General features: G+C 59.9%; 21 protein-coding genes and 1 riboswitch. Of the genes, 16 read left to right on the forward strand and 5 right to left on the reverse strand.

Annotated features, from left to right (window positions below; all coding sequences use genetic code 11):
• Positions 1–193: 193 nt before the first annotated feature.
• The 7 genes from NFS22_RS09960 (at position 194) to NFS22_RS09990 (ending at position 6,241) form a co-directional block, all read left to right on the forward strand.
• The gene (locus tag NFS22_RS09960; protein ID WP_251317623.1) at positions 194–1,102 is read left to right on the forward strand and encodes a LysR family transcriptional regulator; all 909 of its coding nucleotides are present in this window, start codon (positions 194–196) and stop codon (positions 1,100–1,102) included.
• 122 nt (positions 1,103–1,224) lie between these two features.
• Complete coding sequence (gene ftcD / locus NFS22_RS09965; protein ID WP_251317624.1) at positions 1,225–2,136, forward strand: glutamate formimidoyltransferase; 912 nt, start codon at positions 1,225–1,227, stop codon at positions 2,134–2,136.
• A 12-nt stretch (positions 2,137–2,148) separates the two neighbouring features.
• Positions 2,149–2,775, forward strand: coding sequence for a cyclodeaminase/cyclohydrolase family protein (locus tag NFS22_RS09970; protein WP_251317625.1), 627 nt, complete (start codon positions 2,149–2,151; stop codon positions 2,773–2,775).
• Between the two features lie 52 nt (positions 2,776–2,827).
• A riboswitch (THF riboswitch) is annotated at positions 2,828–2,924 on the forward strand.
• A 53-nt stretch (positions 2,925–2,977) separates the two neighbouring features.
• Positions 2,978–3,544 (forward strand): folate family ECF transporter S component, encoded by a 567-nt coding sequence (locus NFS22_RS09975; protein ID WP_251317626.1) that lies wholly within the window; start codon positions 2,978–2,980, stop codon positions 3,542–3,544.
• A gap of 16 nt (positions 3,545–3,560) precedes the next feature.
• Positions 3,561–4,139 carry a HutD/Ves family protein gene (locus NFS22_RS09980; RefSeq protein WP_251317627.1) on the forward strand — a complete coding sequence of 193 codons (579 nt, stop codon included), beginning with the start codon at positions 3,561–3,563 and terminating at the stop codon, positions 4,137–4,139.
• 4 nt (positions 4,140–4,143) lie between these two features.
• A complete protein-coding gene (locus NFS22_RS09985; RefSeq protein ID WP_251317628.1) occupies positions 4,144–5,409 on the forward strand; it encodes a bifunctional folylpolyglutamate synthase/dihydrofolate synthase in 1,266 nt (421 codons plus the stop codon).
• A gap of 25 nt (positions 5,410–5,434) precedes the next feature.
• The gene (locus NFS22_RS09990; protein WP_251317629.1) at positions 5,435–6,241 is read left to right on the forward strand and encodes a formate/nitrite transporter family protein; all 807 of its coding nucleotides are present in this window, start codon (positions 5,435–5,437) and stop codon (positions 6,239–6,241) included.
• Positions 6,242–6,354: 113 nt separating this feature from the next.
• Here NFS22_RS09990 and NFS22_RS09995 read toward each other — a convergent pair whose 3' ends face one another.
• On the reverse strand, positions 6,355–6,567 hold the full coding sequence (locus NFS22_RS09995) for a BclA C-terminal domain-containing protein (protein ID WP_251317630.1): 213 nt from the start codon (positions 6,565–6,567) through the stop codon (positions 6,355–6,357).
• Positions 6,568–6,710: 143 nt separating this feature from the next.
• On the opposite strand from NFS22_RS09995, the gene NFS22_RS10000 reads away from it, so the two are divergent.
• The 3 genes from NFS22_RS10000 (at position 6,711) to NFS22_RS10010 (ending at position 9,167) form a co-directional block, all read left to right on the forward strand.
• Positions 6,711–7,610, forward strand: a complete 900-nt coding sequence (locus tag NFS22_RS10000; RefSeq protein ID WP_251317631.1) for a DegV family protein — start codon at positions 6,711–6,713, stop codon at positions 7,608–7,610.
• Positions 7,611–7,773: 163 nt separating this feature from the next.
• Positions 7,774–8,709 (forward strand): GDSL-type esterase/lipase family protein, encoded by a 936-nt coding sequence (locus tag NFS22_RS10005; protein ID WP_251317632.1) that lies wholly within the window; start codon positions 7,774–7,776, stop codon positions 8,707–8,709.
• On the forward strand, positions 8,706–9,167 hold the full coding sequence (locus NFS22_RS10010; protein WP_251317633.1) for a DUF4358 domain-containing protein: 462 nt from the start codon (positions 8,706–8,708) through the stop codon (positions 9,165–9,167). The genes NFS22_RS10005 and NFS22_RS10010 overlap by 4 nt, the downstream gene beginning before the upstream one ends.
• A gap of 31 nt (positions 9,168–9,198) precedes the next feature.
• Here NFS22_RS10010 and NFS22_RS10015 read toward each other — a convergent pair whose 3' ends face one another.
• The 4 genes from NFS22_RS10015 to NFS22_RS10030 are packed head-to-tail and all read right to left on the reverse strand — an operon-like array spanning position 9,199 to position 13,233.
• A complete protein-coding gene (locus NFS22_RS10015; RefSeq protein ID WP_251317634.1) occupies positions 9,199–10,107 on the reverse strand; it encodes a DUF2156 domain-containing protein in 909 nt (302 codons plus the stop codon).
• Positions 10,108–10,122: 15 nt separating this feature from the next.
• Entirely contained in the window at positions 10,123–11,232 is a 1,110-nt protein-coding gene (locus NFS22_RS10020) for a metallophosphoesterase (protein ID WP_251317635.1), read from the reverse strand.
• 33 nt (positions 11,233–11,265) lie between these two features.
• Entirely contained in the window at positions 11,266–13,026 is a 1,761-nt protein-coding gene (gene thrS / locus NFS22_RS10025; RefSeq protein ID WP_251317636.1) for a threonine--tRNA ligase, read from the reverse strand.
• A 57-nt stretch (positions 13,027–13,083) separates the two neighbouring features.
• A complete protein-coding gene (locus NFS22_RS10030; protein ID WP_251317637.1) occupies positions 13,084–13,233 on the reverse strand; it encodes a hypothetical protein in 150 nt (49 codons plus the stop codon).
• A gap of 413 nt (positions 13,234–13,646) precedes the next feature.
• Here NFS22_RS10030 and pyrE point away from each other — a divergent pair, with 413 nt between their 5' ends.
• From pyrE to ybaK, 6 genes are all read left to right on the forward strand, one after another.
• Positions 13,647–14,318: an orotate phosphoribosyltransferase gene (gene pyrE / locus NFS22_RS10035; RefSeq protein WP_251317638.1), complete on the forward strand. Its 672-nt coding sequence runs from the start codon at positions 13,647–13,649 to the stop codon at positions 14,316–14,318.
• Positions 14,319–14,331: 13 nt separating this feature from the next.
• Positions 14,332–14,808, forward strand: coding sequence for a DUF7832 domain-containing protein (locus tag NFS22_RS10040; RefSeq protein WP_251317639.1), 477 nt, complete (start codon positions 14,332–14,334; stop codon positions 14,806–14,808).
• Between the two features lie 35 nt (positions 14,809–14,843).
• Positions 14,844–15,572 (forward strand): JAB domain-containing protein, encoded by a 729-nt coding sequence (locus NFS22_RS10045; protein ID WP_251317640.1) that lies wholly within the window; start codon positions 14,844–14,846, stop codon positions 15,570–15,572.
• Positions 15,573–15,671: 99 nt separating this feature from the next.
• Positions 15,672–17,636 (forward strand): excinuclease ABC subunit UvrB, encoded by a 1,965-nt coding sequence (gene uvrB / locus NFS22_RS10050; protein ID WP_251317641.1) that lies wholly within the window; start codon positions 15,672–15,674, stop codon positions 17,634–17,636.
• 12 nt (positions 17,637–17,648) lie between these two features.
• Entirely contained in the window at positions 17,649–17,963 is a 315-nt protein-coding gene (locus tag NFS22_RS10055) for a hypothetical protein (RefSeq protein ID WP_251317642.1), read from the forward strand.
• Between the two features lie 4 nt (positions 17,964–17,967).
• Positions 17,968–18,621, forward strand: a complete 654-nt coding sequence (gene ybaK, locus NFS22_RS10060) for a Cys-tRNA(Pro) deacylase (RefSeq protein WP_420908858.1) — start codon at positions 17,968–17,970, stop codon at positions 18,619–18,621.
• The last annotated feature ends 170 nt before the right edge of the window (positions 18,622–18,791 follow it).

Below are 18,791 nucleotides of genomic sequence, written 5' to 3' on the forward strand. Positions count from 1 at the left end.
GAATAATATCCACTTGTCAAAGTCCAATGCCAGAGTTTCGCTGGCAGGATCAATCAGAATTCCGAGAGATCATAAAAATATAAAGTTTACGGTGGGAACCGCTTTCTATGTATTGTATTTTAACAAAAACGTGGTAGAATGAAAAGCACTTGTATTATATATTTGCCATATAAAAAAAGTATGGAGGGTGAGGATGAACTTTAAGCAGCTGGAATACTTTTCCGCCGTGGCGGAGAAAGGGAGCATCTCCGGGGCCGCCCGGGAGCTCCATGTGGCCCAGCCGCCCATCAGCAGGCAGCTGGCCATGCTGGAGGACGAGCTGGGGGTTACCCTTTTCCTGCGCACCAACAAGGGGGTCGCCCTTACCGAGGCGGGGCGGTGCCTCTATCAACAGAGCCGCCAGATGTTCCAGAACCTGCGGACTATGGCGGACAGCGTCCGGGATGTGGACGCCGGGGTGCGGGGGCAGCTGAAGCTGGGGATTATCTACTCGGACGTTCAGATTGCCGCCAGCCTTTTAAAGAAGTATCATGAACAGTTTCCCCAGGTGGAGCTGTATGTCCGCATGGGCTCCCCGGGCGATCTGCTGAATGATCTGAAGCGGGGGGAGCTCCATGTACTGTTTCTGCGCAGCCGGTGGGAGCGGTCCTACGGCCTGCGGGAACAGGTGCTGGGGGAGGACCCCCTGGAGCTGGTGATGTGTCCGGACACCGACCCCGCGCCGGGACAGGAGGCCGTCCCCATCCGGGCCCTGCGGGATGTGCCCATGTGCCTGCTGCGCAGCGACGATTTGTGGAACTACAGCCGGGATCTGCTGGAGGAGTGCCGCCGGGCGGGGTTTTCCCCCAATGTGGCCTGTCACTGCTACGATACCCCTATGGAGATGCAGATGGTCCAGGCGGGCTTTGGGGTGGGTTTTTTGCCCAGATCTGTTGTGGCCGCTCACCCCGGCTCCCCCGTTTACACCAAGCCGGTGATGGAGTTTTCTGCCAAATCCTACCCGATCCTGGTGTGGGAAAATAACCCCTATCAGATTGGCTGTGTCAGCCGATTTTTGGAGCTGGCCGGAAAGGAACGGGATAATCCAGAGGGCAGGGCTTAATATTTTTAAGCAAATGGCCGAAAACACCTTTGTACCGCTATTGCATCACCGGGCGGGAGACTATATAATGGATGCACCAAAGATAAATGTCCCGGCGCAAAAAAATTTAGGAGGAATCACAAATGGCTAGACTTGTAGAGTGTATCCCCAATTTCAGCTGCAGCAAGGAGAAGGATGAGGCCGCTTACAACGCCCTGGTGGAGGTGGCTCAGAGCGTGCCCGGCTGCACCCTTTTCGACGCCCAGACCGACGGCAACCACAACCGCTGTGTGTTCACCATGATCGGCTCCCCCGAGGCCGTGGAAGAGGTGGCCTTCCAGCTCACTAAAAAGGCCGCCGAGGTCATTGATATGACCAAGCATGTGGGTGAGCACTCCCGTATGGGCGCCACCGACGTGATCCCCTTTGTTCCCACCATGGGCGTTACCGTGGAGGAGTGCGTGGAAATCAGCAAGCGGCTGGGCCAGCGCATCTGGGATGAGCTGAAAATCCCTTCCTTCCTCTATGAGGACTCCGCCTCCACCCCCGCCCGCCGCAATCTGGCCACCTGCCGCAAGGGCCAGTTTGAGGGGATGCCTGAGAAGCTGCTCCAGCCCGAGTGGGCCCCCGACTTCGGTGAGCGGAAGATTCATCCCACCGCCGGCATCACCGCTATCGGTGCCCGTATGCCCCTGGTGGCCTTCAACGTGAACCTGGCTACCTCCGACGTGGAGATTGCCAAGAAGATTGCCAAGGTCATCCGCGGCTCCTCCGGCGGCTTCCGCAGCTGCAAGGCCATGGGCTTTATGCTGGAGGACCGGGGCATTGCCCAGGTGTCCATGAACATGGTCAACTATGAGGACACCTCCCTGTGTACCGTCTATGAGATGATCAAGTCTCTGGCTGAGCGCTACGGCACCTACATTGTGGGCAGCGAGGTGGTGGGCCTCACCCCCGCCAAGGCCCTGATTGACTGCGCCGAGCACTATTTGAAGCTGGAAAACTTCGACTGCCACAACCAGGTGATGGAGTATCATCTGGTGGGTATGGAATAAGGAGGAAACCCCATGAAGCTTGCTGAACTGACAACCGCCGGCTTTGCCGATCTGCTGGCCTCCGACGCTCCCGCCCCCGGCGGCGGGTCCGCCGCCGCCCTGGAGGGCGCTCTGGGCGCCGCCCTCACCGCCATGGTGTGCTCCCTGACCGTGGGCAAGAAGAAGTACGCCGAGCATGAGGAGCTGGCCCGGTCCGTCCAGGCCAAGGCCAACGACCTGCAAGCCCGCTTTGTGGATGTGATGGACCGGGATACCGAGGCCTTCAATGTGGTCAGCGCCGCCTTTGGCATGCCCAAGGCCACCGACGAGGAGAAGGCCGCCCGCTCCGCCGCCATTCAGGAGGGCTTGAAGGGCTGCACCAAAACCCCCTTTGAGATGATGGAGCTGGCCGTGGAGACGCTGGAGCTCACCGCCTCCGTGCTGGGCAAGAGCAACGACAGCGCCGCCAGCGATCTGGGCGTGTCCGCCCTGTCCCTGCGCGCCGCCATCCAGGGGGCGTGGCTCAATGTGCTTATCAATATCGGAAGCTTGAAGGACACCGTCCTGGCAGAGGACTACCGGGCCCGCGGCGAGGCCCTGCTGGCCAAGGCCCTGCCCCTGGCCGACCAGATCTACAGCACTGTAGTCAGCCAGATGTAAGTTTTATGCTGTTTTCCTTCCTCGAGTGGGGGAGTAAAATAGAAAAGTACCTGACAGAGTAGGCCCAGCGCGTCAAGTGCTGCCGGATGGGAAGTTGCCGGCGGACGAAGGGAGCTTTTAGCCCGCGATGCTGTGCCGCATCCGCTGCCATGGGGGAGTGCGCTCCTTACATGGCAACACGCCGTGAAAGGAGCGTATTATTATGACAACAGCACAGAGAAGAAAGACTGCCTATACCATCTGCATGGTGGCTCTGCTCACCGCAATGATGGTGTTGCTGAAACGGACCATCGCCATTGAGACACCCTATTTTAAATTTTCCTTTGCCTCTTTGCCCATTGTGCTGGCGGCAATGCTGTTCGGGCCCGTTGAGGGTATGCTGGTGGGCCTTCTGGGGGAGCTTGTCGCCCAGATTACCGGCCCCTATGGGCTGGCCCCCACCACGGTGCTCTATGTGGTCCCCGCCGCCATCCGGGGGATGGTAGTGGGCTGCGGAGCGCTGTGGTGCCGCCGCACCGGAAAGCGGCTGGAGAGCCGCCCCGTGACGTGCTACGCCGTGTGTATCGCCGGGGCCATTCTTACGACGGCCGGAAATACGGTGAGCATCTGGCTGGAGTCGCTGATGTACCACACCTCTTTTGCGGCATATCTGCCCGGCCTGCCGCTTCGGTTTACAACCGGAATCGCCACCGCTGTGGGCATTACCACAGTCTGTATCCCACTGGTCCACGCTCTGCGCCGCAGCGGTGTGGTGAGATACGCGGACTGACGAAAGGAGCCCTGTTATGGAATGGAAACTTCTGACCCGAGAGGACTATGTGACTACCAACTGGTCCGGCGGGACTACCACTCAGCTGGCCATTGCCCCGGAGGGGGCGGTGTATGGGGACAGGGATTTCTTCTGGCGGCTCAGCTCCGCCACCGTGGAGCTGGACCACTCCGACTTTACCCCCCTGCCCGACTACAACCGGCTGCTGTCCGTGCTGGAGGGGGAAATCCAGCTGAAAATTGACAGTCAGGAGCCCATCCCGGTGGCTCCAGGGAAGGTGGTCGCCTTTGACGGCGGCGTGCCGGTGGAGAGCTGGGGAAAGTGCGTGGACTTCAACCTGATGGTGCGCAAGGGAAAGGGCAGCGGCGTTGTGATCCAGCTGCACCGGGAGGAGGCCTATGAGGAGACCATCCAGCCTGGAGCGCAGACCCGGGGGCTGGCTGTCTACTGTGTGTCCGGAAGGGCCAGTCTGCCCGAATTCGGGCTGGAGGTTCAGGCGGGGCAGACCCTGCTATGCCTGAAGGGCCAGAATGAGAGCTTTACCATAAAGGGTGGGCCGGGCGTTCTGATGGTCTCCTGTGTCCGGGAGGCGTGACGCCATGACGGACGTGGAAGCGGTTGAACTGATTCACCAACGGGCCTGGGTGGGCCAGAAGCCGGGGCTGGAGCGTATCCGCCGGCTGCTGGACCGGCTGGGCAATCCTCAGAACAGCCTGAAATTTGTCCATATCGCCGGGTCCAACGGGAAGGGGTCCACCGCCGCCATGCTGGCCTCGGTGCTCACAGCGGCTGGGCTGAAAACCGGACTGTACACCTCCCCGCATCTGTGGCGGTTCCATGAGCGGTTCCAGGTGGACGGGGTCCCCATCTCCGGGGACGATCTGGTGGAAATTACTGCCCAGGTGCTGGAGGCGGCGGAGGATGAGACCGAGTTTGAGCTGATGACCGCCATTGGGATGGTCCACTTTCTGCGGTCCAGATGCGATATTGTCGTGCTGGAGACCGGGCTGGGAGGCCGGCTGGACTCCACCAACATCATCCCCGCCCCGGAGGCGGCTGTCATTACCAATATCGGGCTGGAGCACACCGAATTTCTGGGGGATACCTTGGAAAAAATTGCCGCTGAAAAAGCGGGGATCATCAAGCCAGGCTGTGATGTGGTTCTCTATCGCCAGAGCCGGGAGGTAATCGAGACCGTGGAGGATGCCTGCCGCAGGGCGGGCAATTCCGGACGGCTCTGGCTGACAGACCCGAAGACGCTGGAGATGGTTTCCAGCGGACCGGAGGGGCAACGGTTTCGATATCACAGGATGGGCCCCTTCCATATCCCTCTGTTGGGGGAGTATCAGCTGTATAACGCCATAACGGTGCTGGAGACAGTGGCGGCCTTAAGGCTGCGGGGCTGGGGTATTACCTGGGAAGCTGTCAACAGAGGGCTGTCTCGGGCCCGGTGGCCCGGACGGATGGAGCTGGTGCGGCGCTGTCCTGATGTGATCTTGGACGGGGGGCACAACCCTCAGTGCCTGGAGGCCCTGGCCCGGTCGTTAAAGAAGCTGTATCCAGGGAAAAAGATGATTTTCCTCACCGGCGTGCTGGCTGACAAGGACTGGTCCGCCATGATGGAGGAGCTGCTCCCCCTGGCAAGGGAGTTTTACACCATCACCCCCGACAGCCCCCGTGCCATGTCCGCCGCCGCTCTGGCCGCCTGGCTGGAGGACCGAGGGGTCAAGGCGATTGCCTGTGAAAGCGCCTGGAACGGCTTGGACCGGGCGCTGGCGGCGGCGGGACCTCAGGATATGGTGTGTGTCACCGGATCGCTGTATATGATTGGCGAGGTGCGGCACATGCTGGAGGAGCTGCGCTGATTTTTGAAAGAAAGGCGGGGCGCTTATGCTGAGCCCGGCGGAATTTGTCAATTTCTACGCCCAGGTGGGAGAAAAAAAGTGCGCCAACAGCGCCCAAAAGCTGTACCTGTCGGCACTGCTGGCCGGGTTTTATATCGCCTCCGGCGCGGTGGTGGCCAACACGGCGGCACATATGCTGGCCAACGCCGGAATGTCTCGGGTGGTGTGCGGGCTGCTGTTTCCCTTCGGGCTTATTATGGTGATTGTAACCGGGGCGGAGCTGTTTACCGGCAACTGCCTTATCACCATCTCTCTGCTGGAGAAAAAGGCGGCGCTGGCCGGGATGGTTCGGAATCTGGTGATCGTCTACATCGGCAATCTGCTGGGGGCGGTGATTTTGGCTTCGGCCGTTGTGTACTGCGGACAGCTGGATTTGTCCGGAGGAGCCCTGGCGGTACATACCATCCGCACCGCCGCCGCCAAGTGTGCCATTCCGTTCGGAAAGGCGGTGGTGCTGGGGATTTTGTGCAACATCCTGGTGTGCGCCGGGGTGATGTGCTCCCTGTGCTCCAAGAGCCTGCCCGGCCGGGCCATCGGAGCCTTTGTGCCGGTGAGCTTCTTTGTCATTGGGGGCTTTGAGCACTGTGTGGCCAACATGTACTATATCCCTGCCGGGCTGATGGCGGCGGGTGTGCCTGAATATGCCCGGCTGGCCCAGGAGGCGGGGGTGAACCTGTCCGCGCTGAGCCTGACAGGTTTCTTTGCCAACCTGATTCCTGTTACCATCGGCAATATAATCGGCGGCTGCGGATTTGGAGCAATTATCTGGGCCTGTCACCGGACGTCAAAATAAAAATCTCAGATCGAACGGCGCCTCCTTTTGATTCCTTGTAATATTGCTCCCGCCAGCAAAAGCCGGCGGGAGATTTTTGTGCTCCGGCGGCGTTCAGCTCAGCCGGATGATGGTCAGGCAGGCCCCGCGCCGCCGCCTACCAGAATGGCAATTCCCACAATGCAGATAAACATTTGCAGGGAAATGGTGGAGTTGGCGGGCAGGGTGACCTTGATCTGGTTCTCGAAGTGAGAGGTGGAGATCACCAGATTGATGGTGGAGGGGGTGCTGTTCACTCCATTGATGACCAGACGGGTCCCCATCAGCAGGCCTGCGGTGGTATACAAAATCAACACCGCGAAGGAAATATTTCAAAAAATGGTTGAGATTTTTCTGGCGTTGTTATATAATTGCACTAATACCCACCGGGCAGACACCCGGTCTTGGCCCGCAGGAGACAGGCGGGTCATAAAACACAAAGGAGAGGACTATGAAGTTCCATATTGTCAGTGACAGCTCCTGCGATTTAGGCCGGGAGGAGCTGGAGCGGCTGGGCGTGACTATGGTGTCCTTCTATGCGGCCATTGGCGACGAGGTCTACTACCGTGAGGAGCGGGATATCTCCACCCACCAGTTTTACCAGATGATGGCGGACCGCCCCGGCGTGTTCCCCAAGACCTCTATGCCCACTCTGGAGGACTATCTGGAGGCCTTCCGTCCCCTGGCGGCCCAGGGCCTGCCCATTTTGTGCATCTGCCTCAACGCCCGGTTCAGCGGCTCCTTCCAGACGGCCCAAAACGCGGCGGAGGAGCTGCGGGAGGAGTTTCCGGACGTCCGGGTCCAGGTTTTGGACTCCACCCTGGCCACCGTGCTCCAAGGGCTGTTTGTCCAGGAGGCGGCCGCCCTCCGGGACGCCGGCTGTACCCTGGAGGAGGCGGTGGAGGCGCTGCGTCCCCTGCCCGCCACCGGGCGTATCTTCTTTACCACCAACGACCTGGAGTATCTCCGCCACGGCGGCCGCATTGGCCGGGCGGCGGCTGCCACCGGGACGCTGCTGAAGGTAAAGCCCCTGATCGGCTACAAGGACGCCGGGCTCATCTCTGACGGTATTGCCCAGGGGCGGAAGAAGTCGCTGGTCAAGGTGCGGGAGCTGTTTTTCCGCCACCTGAAACGGGAGGAGATCGACATAGACCGCTGCCGTCTGGCCACCGGCTTCGGCCTGGATGCGGCGGAACATGAGGCCTTTGCCCAGACTGTCTACGATGGCCTGCTGGAGTTGGGCTATGACCGCCCCGACGTGAAGCGCCCCTATCAGATTGGGGTGACCATCGGCGTCCACACCGGCCCCAGTCCCATTGGCGTGGGTCTGATGCGCCGGGCCATTTCATAACAGAGCATCCCCGGCCGGTTTTGGCCGGGGATTTTGCCGCCTGTTTTTTTGACAGAAAAAGGATTTTTTTGTTACAGATTTGTCACTTGAATTTTGCCGAAAATATGGTATCCTGAACAGGTACGGTTTCGACAGTATTTGACCGGCAGGGAGGTGTTTGCGGATGGCCCATTATCAAGGGAAGCGTGTTGCCCGAAGCCGCTGGGCGGTGATTGTGCTGGCGGCGGCGGCAGTTATAATGGCCCTGGTCCTGGCGGTGCTGATCTATCAAAAGTACTGGGACAAGACGCCCAAGGACCCGGACCCCACTCAGCCGGGCGATACCTTGGGGCTTGATGGAAGTTCTTCCGCCGCTGGTTCCCAGGATTTCCCGGAGCCCGGCCAGCCCAAGGCGCCCCCCTACGACTTCTCCCAGCCTGCCCCGGAGGGGGAGGCGGTGGAGCAGAGCTATTTTGACGACGCCGCCTTTGTGGGCGACTCCCGCACCGACGGCTTTATGCTCTACAGCGGCATTGGCACCGGCAAAAATCTCACCTCCAACGGGCTTTCCATCTTCCGCCTTTCCGAGAAAAAGGCGCTTACTATCGATGGGGAGAAGTATACCCTGCTGGAGGCCCTGGCTCTGGAGGAGTACGGAAAGGTGTACATCTCTCTGGGCATCAACGAGCTGGGCTACAACAACGACAAGGGCTTTTACCGCAGCTACTGCGCCGCGATCGACGAGATCAGAAGGGTCCAGCCCCAGGCGGTCATTTACATTCAAGGTCTGATCCCGGTGAACGAAAAACAGGCGATAGAATCCAGCGGCCACGACTATCTGAACAACGACCATCTGCGGATATACAACGACCTTCTGCGTCAGGCGGCGGAGGAGAAGCAGGTGGTCTATCTGGACCTGTACTCCCAGTTTGTGGACGAGAACGGCTCCCTGCCCGAGGAGGACAGCCGGGACGGCGTCCACCTGAAAAAGGAGCCCTGCCAGCGGTGGCTGGAGTACCTGAAGACCCACACTGTGGACTTTGACACCCTGTACCCGGATGGCCCTCCCGTACCGGAGCCCGCCGAACCGACAACTGCTGATGGGAGTGTGCAAGAATGAAAAAGCTTTTGACAATTACGCTGGCCCTGGCTTTGGCGCTGGGGCTGACCGCCTGCGGCGGGGAAAAAGATAAAACGGTATGGGATACCGATGATGTTCAGGCGCTGCTGGACAGCGGAGCTTTCTCCGAGGAGTTGGAGGAGTTGGACAAAGACACCGCCTTTGTTCTGTACAAGCTGGCCGACTACGGTTTAGACCGTCTGAGTGGAGCGATTGTCCGCCGCTCCGCCGGGGCCACCTGCGAAGAGCTGGCATATCTGGTGCTGGACAGCAAGGATTCCGCCGAAACCGCTGAGAAGGCGCTGAAGGACTATGTTCAAAGCCAAATCGACGAAAATATAGACTACCGCCCCGCCGAGATCCCCAAGCTGGAGAACGCCTACATTGCCCGCCGGGGGGAGACCCTCCTGCTGGTGGTGGCCAACGACATAGACGCCGCGAAAAAGGCGGTGGAATAATGCAAAATCCCGGCCAATGGCCGGGATTTTCTTATGCCTGACAGTAGTCGCAGGGCTTGTCCACGGTAACGGTGTACTTCTCCAGCAGGGCCACCGGATGGTAGGACAGCTTGCTGGTGCGCAGGCCCATATCGCCGGTGTCGTCCTCCCGGTTGATGAAGGCCACGCCCTCCCCGGCGAACTGCTGGGCAAACTGGGCCACCAGCATCTGGTAACAGCCCTCATAGTCCCGGTCGGCCTTCTCAATGTGGGTAAACAGGGTGTCGCCGATGATCTCTCCCAGGGAGAAGCCCACAATCTGGTTTTCCACCAGCAGCACGCCCCCCAGAAGATCGTAGGTCTGGTAGTTGTCCAGCACCTCGTGGGTTTTGGCGATATCCTCGTGGAAGGTGGCCGCACCCTTGTCCCAGCGGGCGGCGTAGCGGTCTAAGAAGTCTTTCACCGCCGGGATGTCCTCCGGGGCAATGGGGCGGAAGGTCCAGTTGCCGTAGGTTTTTAAAAACTTGTTTACATGGTTGCGCTGGCCGCTGAGCTTTTTGCCCCGGAAGTATTTCAGGTCCTCCGCCCGGTACAGGTAGTCGAAGTTGTCCCGCTCGCCCACGGCGGTACTGGCGGGGAAGAACTCCTGGAGCTGTTCCAGCTCGTCCTTGGGGACGGGATAGAAAGCGATCGGCATATTCCGGCGGCAGCAGAAGTCGGCAATTTGCCGGAAGTGTTCAGGCCGGCCGCCCCCAAGGGGCAGGGTAAAGGTGGGGCCCAGGCCGGGGTAGTCCACCTTGAAGTAGAGGGAGCCGTCGTAAACGGCCCACTCGGTTTTGTAGATGTCCCGCCAAATGAAGACGGTACCGGGGGTGGTGTCACAGATGCGGTTGCGGCTGTAGCCAAAAAACTGGCGCAGGCGGGGCAGGTCCTCCAGTTGGAGGGGGCGAAAATCCAACATACATTCAAATCCTTTTTAAGTTTGTTTTTCCTTCATTATATCCGATAATCGCCCATAATACCAGCCCGTTACCCCCTCCTTTTTGCACAAAAAACCGCGCCTGGTTTTTCTTACCACCGTCAAAAGGTCCCCTGGGGCCACCGGGAGGCGGTAGTCGGTGGAGTCCTCGCACTCCAGGCCGTGCCGGCCCTGGCGCAGATACTCGTTGAGGATATACAGCTCCCGCCCCGTCTCCCTGTGGCGGCACAGGGACAGCTCCTCCCCGGCTTCCAGCAGTTCCAGAGCGGAGCGGCCCCAGCGGATGTTCACCGGGTCCTCACTGGGCTGCTGAGGGTCCAGGGCTGTGGCGGTGGGCAATCCATCCCAGGCCGTCCAGTAAAAGTCCTCCGACTCCTCCGAGGGCAGCATCAGGGCGTTGAGCTGGCCGTCCACCTTGAGTACGCAGGCTCCGTCGATGGAGATAATCTTCCGGTCTGGGGTGAAGAGGGGGGCGGAGGAGGGGATGCGGGGGTTGTAGAGGGTGACCGGCCAGTGGCCCACAATGACCCACTTGTCAAAGCTGTGGCCCTGACCCAGAAAGTTGTCATTTTTCATGCAGTGCCACCGGTCCAGCTTCTCCATCCCCTCCAAAGAGGGTACGCCTCCGTGGACAAAGAGCAAATGTTCCGTCTCCAGGATGGTGGGCATGGCCCGCAGCCAGGCCCACTCCTCCGGAAAGGCGGCGCGCAGGTCCCGGCGCAGCTTGGGCAGGTCGTCCACCTGATCAAAGCCCCCCTCCCGGGCCAGCTGGCGGAGGGTGGACTCCGGGTGCCGGGGGAGGTAGGAGGAGAAAAAGCGGCTGTCCAGCTCATCCGTCTCGAAAAAGCGGAGGACCAGCCCATCGCAGTTGCCGCAGATGGGGTAGAGGGTGTGGGTAGCGGACAGGGCCATGAGGCGGCGCAAAAGGGGCAGGCTGTCCCGCCCCTTTTCCAGAAGGTCGCCGTTTAGAACCAGGATATCCTCCGGGGTGAGGCTGATCTTGTCCATCAGGGCCAGGAAAAAGGGCAGGTTGCCGTGGATATCGCTGACGGCGATAATCCGCCGCCCTGGCTCAAATACGGGACGGATGACAATGGCCTTATCCATAGGTTTGCCTCACTTTTTGGGGCCGCTTTGCCCTTAGGCTCTGGCCATTGTCCGGACCTCATCACCCAGCAGGGCGGCGAACTGGTCCAGGGACATGGCGCCCAGGTCCTCGCCGGAGCGGCGGCGGACGGAGACGGTGCCGTTCTCCATATCCCGGTCGCCCACCACCAGCATGAAGGGGATCTTCTCCAGGGTGGCCTCCCGGATCTTTTTGCCGATTTTCTCGTTGCGGCTGTCCACCTCTACCCGGAAGCCCTGGGCGTCCAGCTGAGCGGACACCTGGCCGGCGTACTCCGCGGCCCGGTCGGTGACAGGGAGCAGCTTCACCTGAACGGGGGCCAGCCAGGCGGGGAAGGCCCCGGCGAAATGCTCGGTGATGACGCCGATGAACCGCTCAATGGAGCCCAGCACCACCCGGTGGATCATAACGGGGCGGTGCTTCTCCCCGTCCTCGCCGGTGTACTCCAGCTCGAACCGCTCGGGCAGCTGGCTGTCCAGCTGGATGGTGCCGCACTGCCAGGTCCGGCCCAGGGAGTCGGCCAGGTGGAAGTCCAGCTTGGGGCCATAGAAGGCGCCGTCCCCCTCGTTGACAACAAAGTCCTTGCCCATGGCGGTGATGGCCTGCTTCAGGATGTCCTGGTTGCGCTCCCACTCCTCCACGGTGCCAATGTGGTCCTCGGGCATGGTGGACAGCTCAATGGTGTAGCTCAGGCCAAAGACGGAGTAGACCTCGTCAAACAGGCGGACGGTCTCCTGGATCACGTCCTGCATCTGCTCTCGGGTCATGAACACGTGGGCGTCATCCTGATTGAAGCAGCGCACCCGGAACAGACCGTGGAGGGCGCCGGACAGCTCGTGGCGGTGAACCAGGCCGATCTCCCCCACCCGCAGGGGCAGGTCCCGGTAGGAGTGGGGTTCGCTGGAATAGACCAGCATGCCGCCGGGGCAGTTCATGGGCTTGACGGCAAAGTCCACATCGTCAATGACGGTGGTGTACATGTTGTTCTTGTAGTGGTCCCAGTGGCCGGAGCGCTCCCACAGCTGACGGTTGAGCATGATGGGGGTGGAAATTTCCACATAGCCGTACTTCTTGTGGACCTTGCGCCAGTAGTCCAGCAGGGTGTTTTTCAGCACCATGCCGCGGGGGAGGAAGAAGGGGAAGCCGGGGCCCTCGTCCCGGAGCATAAACAGGCCAAGCTCACGGCCCAGACGGCGGTGGTCCCGCTTTTTGGCCTCCTCAATCCGGGCCAGGTGGGCATCCAGCTCGTCCTTCTTGGGGAAGGCGATACCGTAGATGCGCTGCAAGGTCTCCCGGCTGGAGTCCCCCCGCCAGTAGGCGGCGTTGCAGGCGGTGAGCTTCAGGGCGTTGCCCTTGATCCGGCCGGTGGAGTCCAGGTGAGGGCCGGCGCACAGGTCGGTAAACTCACCCTGCTTGTAGAAGGAGATAGCCTCCCCCTCGGGCAGGTCGTTGATGAGCTCCACCTTATACTTCTCATCCCGCTCCTCCATAAACTTCAGGGCCTCATCCCGGGGCAGCTCAAACCGCTCCAGCTTCAGCTTCTCCTTGCAGATTTTCCTCATTTCGGCTTCGATCTGCTCCAGGTGCTCGGGGGTAAAGGCGAAGGGGGCGTCCATGTCGTAGTACCAGCCCTCGTCGATAGAGGGGCCGATGGCCAGCTTTACCTCGGGCCACAGCCGCTTGACCGCCTGGGCCATCACATGGGAGCAGGTGTGCCAGTAGGTGGCGCGGTACTCAGGGTTTTCAAAGGTGTACAGGTTGTTTTCCTCAGACATTAAAATTCCTCCTTGTATTGGGGCGGACAAACAAAAACGCTCCACCCCTGATAAAGTTCAGGGGTGAAGCGACAGCTCCACGGTTCCACCCTGCTTGCGGTTTTTCAACCGCCGCTCGTGTCCTCGATAACGGGAGGCCCCGGTCCGGTCTTCCCGGACGGCTCCAGAGTGGTACCGGCCGGTTTCCGCACAGAGCGCTTGCAGCACTTGGCGCCCCTCTCTGGGTGCTTTCCCACGGCCTCTTCTCCGTCAATGCCATTTTGACAGTGACATAATATCACCGGGAAAAAGAAAAGTCAAGGGAAACCGGTCTCATTTGGCAGGACAACAGGGCCACAAAAATCAATTTTTAGAAAATCCGGCCATATTTGTAGGGCGGGACGACTCGGCCCGCCGCTGGTTGACAGCTTTTGTAAACGGTGCGCCGGGGCCGTCGCGCCCTACAGCGCCAAAATTGATTTCCCTGCGGCAGGGCGGCTGGGTCTTGTACAGCATCTAAATATGTGGTATAATAAACCGTTACGGCCCAAGAGGGCTGTGGCAATCGTCAGATTAGCCGCCATCTGTAGGGGCGGCAAATTTGAAGCCTGATAAAATACAAGAAAAGGGGTTTTACCGCCATGACCTATCAGGAGGAATTTATTACCTTTATGGTGCGCTCCGGCGTGCTTACCTTTGGAGACTTTACCACCAAGTCGGGGCGGAAGACCCCGTATTTTGTCAACACGGGCAACTATAAAACGGGTGCCCAGGCCGCCAAGCTGGGGGACTACTACGCCGCCTGCATCCAGGAGCACATGCCTCAGGGGATCGACTGCCTTTTCGGTCCGGCCTACAAGGGCATCCCCCTGGCGGTCTCTGCCGCGGCCTCCCTCTACCGCAATCACGGCCGGGACCTGCCCTACTGTTTCAACCGCAAGGAGGCCAAGGACCACGGCGAGGGGGGCTCTATGGTGGGCTATAAGCCCCAGGACGGCGACCGGGTGGCTATCATTGAGGACGTAGTTACCGCCGGCACTGCTGTGCGGGAGTCCATTGAGCTGTTCAAATCGGTAGCCAAGGTGGAGATGAAGGCCCTGTTTGTCTCGGTGGACCGGATGGAGCGGGGGACCCGGGACTGCTCCACCTTGGATGAGCTGCGCCAGGACTACGGCATCCAGGTCTTTCCCATTGTCACCGTGCGGGAGGTGATTGCCTTCCTCCATAACAACCCGGTGGACGGCAGGATTTATATCGACGACAGTGTGAAGGCCAGGATGGAAGCCTATCTGACGCAGTACGGGGCAAAATAAGGAGGAGAGCAGCATGTGCTTTGACAAGGCGGATTATTATTGTGAAAAGGCGCGGGAGGCTTACTGCCAGACCGCGGCCAAGGGGGAGAGCTCCCTCACAGAGGACGATGAGTATGAGATCACCCGCCGGGCGGGCAACCACATAGGCTTTTTCCTCACCTGGATTGTTCGGAGAGGGTTCGCAGGGGAGATGCACTGGGAGATTCCCGAAATTTTGGAGGCGGTGAAAGCCGGCAGGCTGCTGGGGGTGGACTTTTTCCTGCGGTACTGCGACGGAAAATTCTGGGACGAGGATCTAAGTCCGGAGATCCTCCCCTTTGTGGTGTGGTACTACGACGGCGGTCGGTACTGGGAGGACTACGTGGAGTGGGTAATCAACGTCCTGTGCGATCTGCCCTTGGAATTTGCAGGCAGCTGGGAGGATTATCTCCAGTTTGAGCCCCTGCTGGATCAGGCTTATCAGGACTATCTGGACGATATAGCGGGCTGAGAGAGTCGAAACGAAGAAATAAAGGGTGAACAGCTATGGCGGAGAAAAAGAAAGCCATCCACACCGGGCACCGGGGGCGGGTGAAGGAGGAATTCCTCACCCGGGGCATTGAGGGCTGGCCCGACCATCGGGTGCTGGAGCTGCTGCTGTTTTACGCCATCCCCCAGGGGGACGTAAACCCTCTGGCCCATGAGCTTATTGACCGCTTTGGTACGCTGGACGGCGTGCTGGATGTCCTGCCTGAGGAGCTGATGAAGGTAAAGGGGATGGGGGAGCACTCCGTTGTCCTGCTCAAGCTGTTCCCGGCGGTGCTGGGCCGCTACTTGGAGGGCCGCACCGGGCCAGGTGTTATCATCCATACCGCGGCGGAGGCCGGACACGTCCTGGCCCCCTATTTTTACGGCGCGCGCAATGAGATGGTCTATATCCTGTGCCTGGACGCCAAAGAGAGGTTACAGGGCGTCAGGAGAATATCAGAGGGCAACAACAGCAGTTCTGACGTGACCATCCGCCGGGTGGCGGAGGAATGCATGGCCCTGCGGTCCTCCTTCTGCTACCTGGCCCACAACCACGTCAGCGGAATTGCCCTGCCCTCACCGGAGGACATGAATACCACCAGCGTGGTCCGGGCCGCCCTGGAGCCCCTGGGGGTCCAGCTGGTGGACCACCTGGTTTTTTCCGACGGGGACCTGGTGTCCCTGCGGGAGAGCGAAGCTGCCGGGCAGAAGCGCGGCTTTCAGCTGGTCCACCCCGGACAGTGGTGAAAAATTTGTTCGATTTTCTCTTGATATGGAACGTTAGTTCTGCTATAATAGGGCGTGTTACACAGACGGATGACATCCGTCCCTGCAGAGGTGAGACGTATGCCAAATTTTGAAGTGGTATCTGAATATACGCCCAGCGGCGACCAGCCCGAGGCGATTGAGGCCCTGTCAAACGGCATCGAGATGGGGCTGGATGAGCAGACCCTGCTGGGCGTTACCGGCTCAGGCAAGACCTTTACCATGGCCAAGATCATTGAGAAGGTCCAGCGGCCCACCCTGGTGCTGGCCCACAACAAGACTTTGGCCGCCCAGCTGTGCGCCGAGTTTAAGGAGTTCTTTCCCAACAACGCGGTGGAGTACTTTGTCAGCTACTACGACTACTATCAGCCTGAGGCCTATATCCCCCACACCGACACATTTATTGAAAAAGATTCCTCTGTCAACGAGGAAATCGACCGGCTGCGGCTGTCCGCCACCGCCTCCCTGCTGGAGCGGCGGGATGTGATTGTGGTGTCCTCCGTGTCCTGCATCTACGGCCTGGGCGAGCCGGATGACTACGGCAAGATGATGATCTCCCTGCGGGTGGGGGCCCAGCTGGAGCGGGACGAGCTGCTGAAAAAGCTGGTCTCCATCCGCTATGAGCGCAACGATATCGCCTTTGAGCGCAACATGTTCCGGGTTCGGGGGGACACGGTGGAGGTGTGGCCCGCCTACTGGAAGGACACTGCCATCCGGGTGGAATTCTTTGGGGACGAGATCGACCGCATCAGCGAAATTAACGTGGTCACCGGCTCCCCCATCCGCCGGCTGAACAACATACCCATCTGGCCAGCCAACCACTATGTCACCCCCAAGGAGAAGCTGGATGCGGCAGTCCAGGAGATTTATAAGGAAATGGAGGAGCGGGTGGCCCTTTTCGAGAGTGAAAACAAGCTTATCGAGGCCCAGCGCATCAAGCAGCGCACCCTGTATGACATTGAGATGATTCAGGAGCTGGGCTACTGCTCCGGCATTGAGAACTACTCCCGGGTGATCGGGGGCCGTCCGGTGGGGTCGCCCCCCAACACTCTGCTGGATTACTTTCCCAAGGATTTTGTCCTGTTTATTGATGAGAGCCACGTCACCCTGCCCCAGGTGAGGGCCATGTACAACGGTGACCGGGCCCGGAAGACCACCCTGGTAGACTACGGCTTCCGCCTGCCCAGCGCCTTTGACAACCGGCCGCTGAAATTTGAGGAGTTTGAGCGGCGGGTCAACCAGATTGTCTATGTCTCCGCCACTCCGGGGGAGTATGAGCGCACCCGGTCGGGGCAGATTGTAGAGCAGGTCATCCGGCCCACCGGACTGCTGGACCCCCTGATTGAGGTCCGCCCGGTGGAGGGCCAGATTGACGACCTGATCGGCGAGATCAACACCCGCACCGCCCGGAACGAGCGGGTGCTGGTGACCACCCTCACCAAGCGGATGGCGGAGGACCTGACCACCTACCTCCAGGGTGCGGGGATCAAGGTGCGCTACATGCACCACGATATTGATGCCATGGAGCGGATGGAGATCATCCGGGACCTGCGCCTGGGGCTGTTCTCTGTGCTGATCGGCATCAACCTGCTGCGGGAGGGGCTGGATCTGCCCGAGGTGTCTTTGGTGGCCATCCTGGACGCCGACAAGGAGGGCTTTCTGCGCAGTGAGACCTCACTAGTCCAGACCATTGGCCGGGCCGCCCGGAACGCGGAGGGTATGGTGGTTATGTACGCTGACACCGTCACCCCCTCCATGCGCCGGGCCATTGACGAGACGGAGCGCCGCCGGGAAAAGCAGGACGCCTTCAACAAAGCCCACGGTATTGTGCCCAAAACGGTGATTAAGTCTGTGCGGGACCTGATGAGCATCTCCGCTGACGAGGACACCGCCGAGCGCCGGGGTGAGGTCCAGGGTCTGACCAAGCAGCAGAAGCTGGAGCGGATCGCCAAGCTGGAAAAGGAGATGCGGGAGGCCGCCAAGCTGCTGGAATTCGAGCTGGCCGCCGCCCTCCGGGATCAGATTGTGGAGCTGCGGGGGAAATAAGGAGGTGCCGCCGTGGGCGGATTGATTGTTGTTGTGCTGTGGCCTATGATTCTGCCCATTGCGGTGCTGTACTTTTTTCAGGTGGCTATGCCTCTGATCGCGCCCATTTTGCTGGTGTGGAATCTGATTGTTCTTGCGGTGCTGCTTCTGATCCGCCGCGTGTGGAAGAAAAGCGGGACCATGGACCGCTCCTATATTGACCGGCATTCGGGCTGGAAATGGTGGCTGCTGATTCTGCTGCGGTACGGCCTGCTGGTGTTTATCCTCTGGGAGATTCTGCTGGTGCTCTTCTGCGGGGCCTACACAATTGATTCCCCGCATAATTGACTCAATGAAACGATTTTCCAATCAGGAAGCTGGTTTCAACATATGGCAGACATCATACCACGACCATATCATCCGCAATGATGCCAATTACCGGAGAATATGGGAATACACTGACACCAACCCGGCCAAATGGCGGGAGGACTGTTATTACAAGGACGGAAATGAGCAGATGGCAAAGCAAAAAGAAGAAAAAACCAATGTCATGCGGGTTTTGGAGCAAAAAAACATCCCCTGCACCCCTCATGTCTACGACCCGGAGGCGGGGCTGGACGGGGTGAGCGTGGCGAAGCAGCTGGGGCAGGACCCGGCGTGCGTGTTCAAAACGCTGGTGGCCCGGGGGGCGTCCGGGGGACTGTATGTGTTTGGCATCCCGGTGGAGGACAGCCTGGACCTGAAAAAGGCGGCCAGGGCGGTGGGGGAGAAGTCGGTGGCCATGCTCCCCCAGAGGGAGCTGCTGCCCCTGACGGGTTACGTCCACGGCGGCTGCTCCCCAGTGGGGATGAAGAAGCAGTACCCCACCGTCTTTGACGAAACGGCGGAGATTATCGACACCATTATGGTGTCCGCCGGGAAGATTGGCTTTCAGGTGGAGCTCTCCCCCGCCGCTTTGATTGAGCTGGTGGGGGCGTCCACCGCGGATTTAACGGTGGACGGTTAATATGTAAGGGCGGCTGTGGCCGCCCGCGCCCGCACACGTCATGGGCAGGCGGACGCGGCGGAACCCTGCGGTGCCTCGCATTGGCGGGCGGCCACAGGCCGCTCCTGCAGGCGTGTTATAATTTCGTGAGATATTATAACATGAGATAAAATTCCGTAAATAGGAGAAAT

It is taken from the genome of Flintibacter muris (assembly GCF_943192995.1).
Taxonomy (GTDB): domain Bacteria; phylum Bacillota; class Clostridia; order Oscillospirales; family Oscillospiraceae; genus Lawsonibacter; species Lawsonibacter muris.